The sequence below is a fragment of the Salinicola sp. genome, from assembly GCF_982684285.1.
The window spans coordinates 1-5,581 of sequence record NZ_CEXLVS010000261.1; the positions used below are offsets into that span (position 1 = coordinate 1).

The window sequence follows — 5,581 nt, forward strand, 5'->3', positions numbered from 1 at the left end:
CCCTGGCAATCTGGGGGAGGATGCCAGCGACAACGAATTCAGTCATTCCGATACCGAATGCGCCAATCGCCAGCGCGAAAAGTGCTATTGGCATGATAGTATCTCCGTATATGATATGCTTCTCAGAATGTGATTCGGTTTTTTTAATTTTATTGGTAATGCTATTCGGAGGTAAATCGAAAATGGCGCCATCAGATAAAGAAACAGATGCTATTCGGCAGATAAGGCATCATCCGGCCGAACTTGATTCCATCGACCGAAAAATATTAGGCGCACTCGCTGAAGATGCGTCGCGCAGCTACGCCGAACTCAGCAAGATGGTGAACTTATCCGCCCCCGCTGTGCATGAGCGGGTAAAAAGGCTCAAGCGCGATGGGGTCATCAAGGGCACCATCGCGATTCTTGATGGCTGCAAGCTTGGACGAACGCTTCTGACCTTTCTGCTGGTCGATACCAGTAGCTACAGCGCGACGCGTAAACTACTGACCTTTGCCGAAAGACACGAGGTAGAAGAGCTGCATACCGTCGCAGGAGATGGCTGTGTGCTAATCAAAGTGCGCGCGGCTAACACCGAGTCTCTTGAGGATTTCCTGATGGAGATTCAAAGCCTCGAAGGTGTCAGGTCTGTCCGCAGCTACATTGCACTCTCAACATTCTTGGAAAGAGGTCCATCGCCAGGTTAGGCCAACTTCTCCAAAGCGTTATGGAAGGGGGCAGGAATCATGAGCAAGATTAATTTGATCTGCTGTCGTACTGTTATTGATCGGATGATGCCTCAGATAAAAGCGTAGGTTCGGTCACGATTCGCGAATCATCTTTAGCAGGATGATTGCCAAAAACGTGAGCGTATTCTCTCCTAAATGGCGTGGGCCGCGCGCCAGTTCATGTCGAATGTACACATGGTAAAAGCCATGATGGCGCTGGTTCGCAATGCGGCCCGGCTTTGGGGACATCGTAAACGGGCCAACCAGGTTTGTAGGGCTGCCCCCGCATCAACTACCGCCGGTCATCTCCTCCTCCTGACGAGTAGCCGCGCGGACAAAGGCGGTCGGGGATTGACCGAGCACCTTGCGAAACATGCTGGAGAAGGCGCCGGGGCTGTCGTAACCGAGTTCCAGCGCGGTTCGGGTAACGGAGCTGCCGGAGAGCAGTCTGGGAACGGCAGCCATCAGGCAGGCCTGCTGACGCCATACGGCGAACGACAGGCCGGTCTGCTGGCGGAACAAGCGATTGAAGGTGCGTTGGCTGCGGTGCAGTTGATTCGCCCACTCCTCGGGCAGGCTACGAATATGCGGCTGGGCGAGGAAGTCCCTGCAGAGGCTGGCCAGTTCGGGCTTCCGGGGCAAAGGCGCAAAGAGCGGCAGCGATGGCGCCAGTTGCAGCTCGTGCAGCATGAGTTGGGCGAGGGCGCCATCGCGACCGCTCTCGTCATAGAGCGCGGGCAGGTTGGCGGAGGCCAGCAGCAGGTGATGAAGCAGCGGCGACACGACCAGCACTTCGCAACCGGGGGAGGGGCGTGGCGCCGCAACGGGCTCGATATACAGGCTGCGAGTGCTGACGCCGTTCATCCGCACCCGGTGCCGCTTGCCCGCCGGCAACCAGACACCGCTGTAGGGCGGTACCACCCAGGTGCCGTCATCGGTGTCGACTTCCATCAACCCTGTCATGCCATAGAGAAACTGGGCGCGGCGATGGGTATGAAAGTCGAGCAGGGTGCCGGGACTGTAGTCGGTGCCGATGGCCACGACGGGCCGGGCGACATGATCCACGTCCGCCAGCGGGATATTGCGCATCGTCGTCAATCTGGCCGAAACACGACGATTATTGGCCAACGGGCGAATGTCGGCCACCCCTCATCGGAATATCGTTCCTGTCGTTGGATTTCTCGGGAGTGTTCCGGTGTATAGCGTATTGCTTCTCTGCGGCGGGCTGGCCGGCGTGACGACCGTGCTGTTCGGTTTCGGTGGCGGCTTCGTCGTCGTTCCCTTGATGGTTACCTTGCTGATTGCTGTCCATGGGGCGGATAGCGTGGCTGGCCAGGCGGCCATGCATATCGCGGTGGCCACTTCGACCGCGCTGATGATCTTCGCTGCCTCTCTATCGACATGGCGTCACCACCGGCGACGGACCGTGCAATGGCGTCTGGTGCGTCCGCTGGTGGGCTATATCGCCATCGGTGCCGTGTTAGGGGCGGCAGCGGCGGTGTCGGTAAGTGGAGAGTGGGTGCGCTGGATGTTCATCGGCTATCTGGCGATCACGATTGCGGATGCCACCCTGCGGCCCGGTTTTCTGCACCAGGCGAGTGGAGAGGTGCGTCCCATGGGCCGTCTGGTGACGGCGATGACAGGCTTGTTCATCGGTATCGTTGCGGCCTTTCTGGGGGTTGGCGGGAGCGTGATGACCGTACCGCTGATGCGCCGCAGAGGGACCAGCATGACGGCTGCCACGGCAATGGCCAATCCGTTGTCGTTGCCGATGGCGATCAGTGGCACCGCGACCTATGTGTTGCTGTCGACCGGCGATACCCCGCTGGGCGCCTGGTATGCGGGGTACGTGGATCTGCGCGCCTTGCTGGCGCTGGCGGTGGGGTCTTGGCTCGGCATCCGCCTGGCGTCGCGATGGATCGGGCGCATTCTCGATCGCATTCATGCCGGGGTCTACCTGCTGCTGCTGACTGGCGTTCTGGCGGTGATGGTCGTCATGCGCTGAGTCTCGCCAACGATTTCTCCCCGCTTGACGCTGGCTCCACAAAAGGCGACTGGAACGTGGTGATCCTGGTCTCTGGCGGCGGATTCCCCAAAGAGTGCGTGATATGGTCCTTAGACGCCAACGCATCTGGATCAAGCCAACATGAGCGAACAACCACAAATTCTGATCTACGAAGATGCCGAGAAGGCGGTCGACGTGCGTCTGGATGATGGTCGCGAGACCGTCTGGCTGACGCAGCGGTAGATGTCCGAACTGTCTAATAAAGATGTTCGCACGATCAATGAGCACGTTCTGAACGTCTTTGATGAGAGTGAGCTGGAGCGGGAATCAACTATCCGGAATTTCCGGATAGTTCGCCAGGAGGGGGCTCATCAGGTCACGCGGGCCATCGAGCACTACAATCTGATGTGATCATTTCGGTCGGTTACCGCGTTAAATCACAGGCTGGAACTCGCTTCCGCCAATAGGCAACGCGTGTCCTGCGAGAACATCTCACCCAGGTTGGACGTTGCACTAGCAACGTTTTGAGGCCAACGCGCGGGAGCTGGAGGCAGCAATGGCGGTGGTGCGCAAGGCGGCGCACAGCTCGGCGTTGGATCTAACGGGCGGGCGAGGGTTGGAGGATATCGTGGCGCGTTATGCGCAGATATTTTGGTCCCCAACCAGATGTCCGATGAAGTTGCGGACCCAGTGGTGGCCCGCATGCCTATGACATCTCTCGTGCCAGATCAGATTGATTTTGAATTGTTCCCCCAGCCAGGGCAGGTTGACCCTCATGAATTTCTCCGACTGCCTGAGAAACAGGCGCCGCGGCACGAGCGCAACCAGATCACTATCTAAGACGATCTCCGGTAAGAGCAAAAAGGAGGCCGCTGACACGACGACGTTGCGTCGGTAACCAAGTGTCGCCAAAGCACTGTCCACTGGCGTTTCGAAATCGCCGCCCCGCGGTGACACCACGACGTGTTCCAGTTCGACATATTCGTCTATCGTCATATCCGCCTTCAGCCGAGGGTGATCGCGCCTTCCTATGAGGACATAACTTTCGTCGAATAGGTGACTTGTCCGCAGGTGGGGAGCCGGTGGCCTGGGAAGGGCGATGACAAGGTCGACGTCCTTGTTCCCCAGTTGCTGCTCCACCAGCTCGGGCATCAGGTTCCGAACGGCCACCCGTACTCCCGGCGCTATCTGCCGGAGAGCCAAGACCAGCGGCATCACCACTGTGGCCTGGATATAGTCTGAACAGCCGATTGATATGGTCAGCTTCGCCGTGCCGGGATCGAAGTCCTGATGAGAATGTAGCGCGTTGCGCACGTGATCCAGCGCGTCTCTCAGTTGCGGTGCAAGTTCGATTGCCTTGGCGGTCGGGATCATGCCTCGACGAGTCGGGAGCAGAAGCGGGTCGTCAAACAAATCCCGAAGCCGCGCGAGTTGCGCGCTTACCGCCGGCTGACTGAGGTTCAGTTGATCTGCCGCTTTCGTTACGTTTTGTTCGGCGAGCAGTACTTCGAGCGTCGCCAAGAGATTGAGGTCGATGCGACTGTTATTCACTCTGTCTATTCCTGGTCGCCATTTAATCAACTCTATATATGATAATCGCGGCGCTGCCCATCAACGGCTTGGCCGGCTGAGGGGAAGCTGTTTGTGTTGGCGTCGGACTCCTGGCGCGAACGCGATCGCGGCTGGTCTCACGATTGGTAGATAGCCGCCAAACTGGAGCTTACGGGGCCGTGCAACGCCGACTGGCCAATCGAACACTCGCGTGCAAGTGCTGCCAACGTGGCGATCAGCGACTAGGTATCCGCTATCTGGATACCACATGTTAAGAAAATCGATTTCAGAAATATTACTCGAATGCTCATATTGAGGGCAGCCGGGCATCCAACCCCGAGCCGGAGGCATCGAGTGATCTTAGTCAGCATCCCATCCCGACTAGCTCAGCGCGCGCTTTGGCGCGAACTGCTGCGACGAAACAAGCATTCCGCTGGTGATCGACAAGCCTCGCCGCGCCATCAACAGAGTAAGTATCGAAATCGATGTCGGCATCATCGTGCCGAGCGCGCCCGCGCGTGCACGCAGATCCTATGAAAACGTCTGTATCACCAACGTGCGAGTCCTAGCGAGCAATTGATACCGATCGGGAACATCAATCAAGCGGACACAGCTCTCAACGCTGCGGAGACAATCTCGTGAAAAAAAATATTCTCATCGTTTACGCGCACCCCGAGCCCACTTCACTGACACGGCAGCTGGTCGACGTGACCGCTGAGACGCTGTCGGCAGCGGGGCACACCGTGGTCCATTCGGACCTCTACGGCATGAAGTGGAAGGCGGTGTACGACGCCGATGACTTTCCGATGCGCGACAACGCTGAACGGCTGTCGTTCATCATGGAGTCAGGCCATGCTTATGCAAGCGGCCATCAGACGCCCGACGTGATCGCCGAGCAGCAGAAGCTGCTCGAGGCCGACGCTGTGGTCCTGCAATTCCCGTTGTGGTGGTACGGCGTGCCCGCGATCCTCAAGGGCTGGATAGAGCGGGTCTATGCCTTCGGTTTTGCCTACGGCTATCAGAATGGCTCCAACCAGTTCCGCTTTGGCGAGGGCATCCTCAAGGGCAAGCGAGCGCTGGTCAACGTGCAGGCCGGCGGCCCAGCGGCCGACTATGGTCCGCGGGGTATCAACGGGCCGATCGAGCAACTGCTGTTCCCGCTGACTCATGGCGCGCTGTTCTACCCCGGCATGGACGTGCTCCCGACGCATGCGGTCTATCGCGCGGCTCACGTTTCCACGGCGGAGGAAGTGGAGGCGATCAAGGAAGCATGGCGTGTGCGTCTCGCCGGGCTATTCACCGACGCGCCGATTCCCTTCCG

5 protein-coding genes are annotated in these 5,581 nt (G+C 58.7%); 3 read left to right on the forward strand and 2 right to left on the reverse strand.

Translation table 11 applies throughout. The features are described from left to right. Nucleotides 1-683 (forward strand): Lrp/AsnC family transcriptional regulator (locus AC3AYF_RS17605; protein WP_487780101.1); only part of this gene is annotated, 683 nt, incomplete at its 5' end. Between the two features lie 309 nt (nucleotides 684-992). Here AC3AYF_RS17605 and AC3AYF_RS17610 read toward each other — a convergent pair. Next, the gene (locus AC3AYF_RS17610; RefSeq protein WP_295040990.1) at nucleotides 993-1,793 is read right to left on the reverse strand and encodes an AraC family transcriptional regulator; all 801 of its coding nucleotides are present in this window, start codon (nucleotides 1,791-1,793) and stop codon (nucleotides 993-995) included. A 106-nt stretch (nucleotides 1,794-1,899) separates the two neighbouring features. Here AC3AYF_RS17610 and AC3AYF_RS17615 point away from each other — a divergent pair, with 106 nt between their 5' ends. After that, complete coding sequence (locus AC3AYF_RS17615; protein ID WP_295040993.1) at nucleotides 1,900-2,709, forward strand: sulfite exporter TauE/SafE family protein; 810 nt, start codon at nucleotides 1,900-1,902, stop codon at nucleotides 2,707-2,709. A 636-nt stretch (nucleotides 2,710-3,345) separates the two neighbouring features. On the opposite strand, the gene AC3AYF_RS17620 is transcribed toward AC3AYF_RS17615, so the two are convergent. Beyond that, a complete protein-coding gene (locus tag AC3AYF_RS17620) occupies nucleotides 3,346-4,260 on the reverse strand; it encodes a LysR family transcriptional regulator (RefSeq protein ID WP_295040994.1) in 915 nt (304 codons plus the stop codon). Nucleotides 4,261-4,898: 638 nt separating this feature from the next. Here AC3AYF_RS17620 and AC3AYF_RS17625 point away from each other — a divergent pair. Continuing rightward, nucleotides 4,899-5,581 (forward strand): NAD(P)H-dependent oxidoreductase (locus AC3AYF_RS17625; RefSeq protein WP_487780102.1); only part of this gene is annotated, 683 nt, incomplete at its 3' end.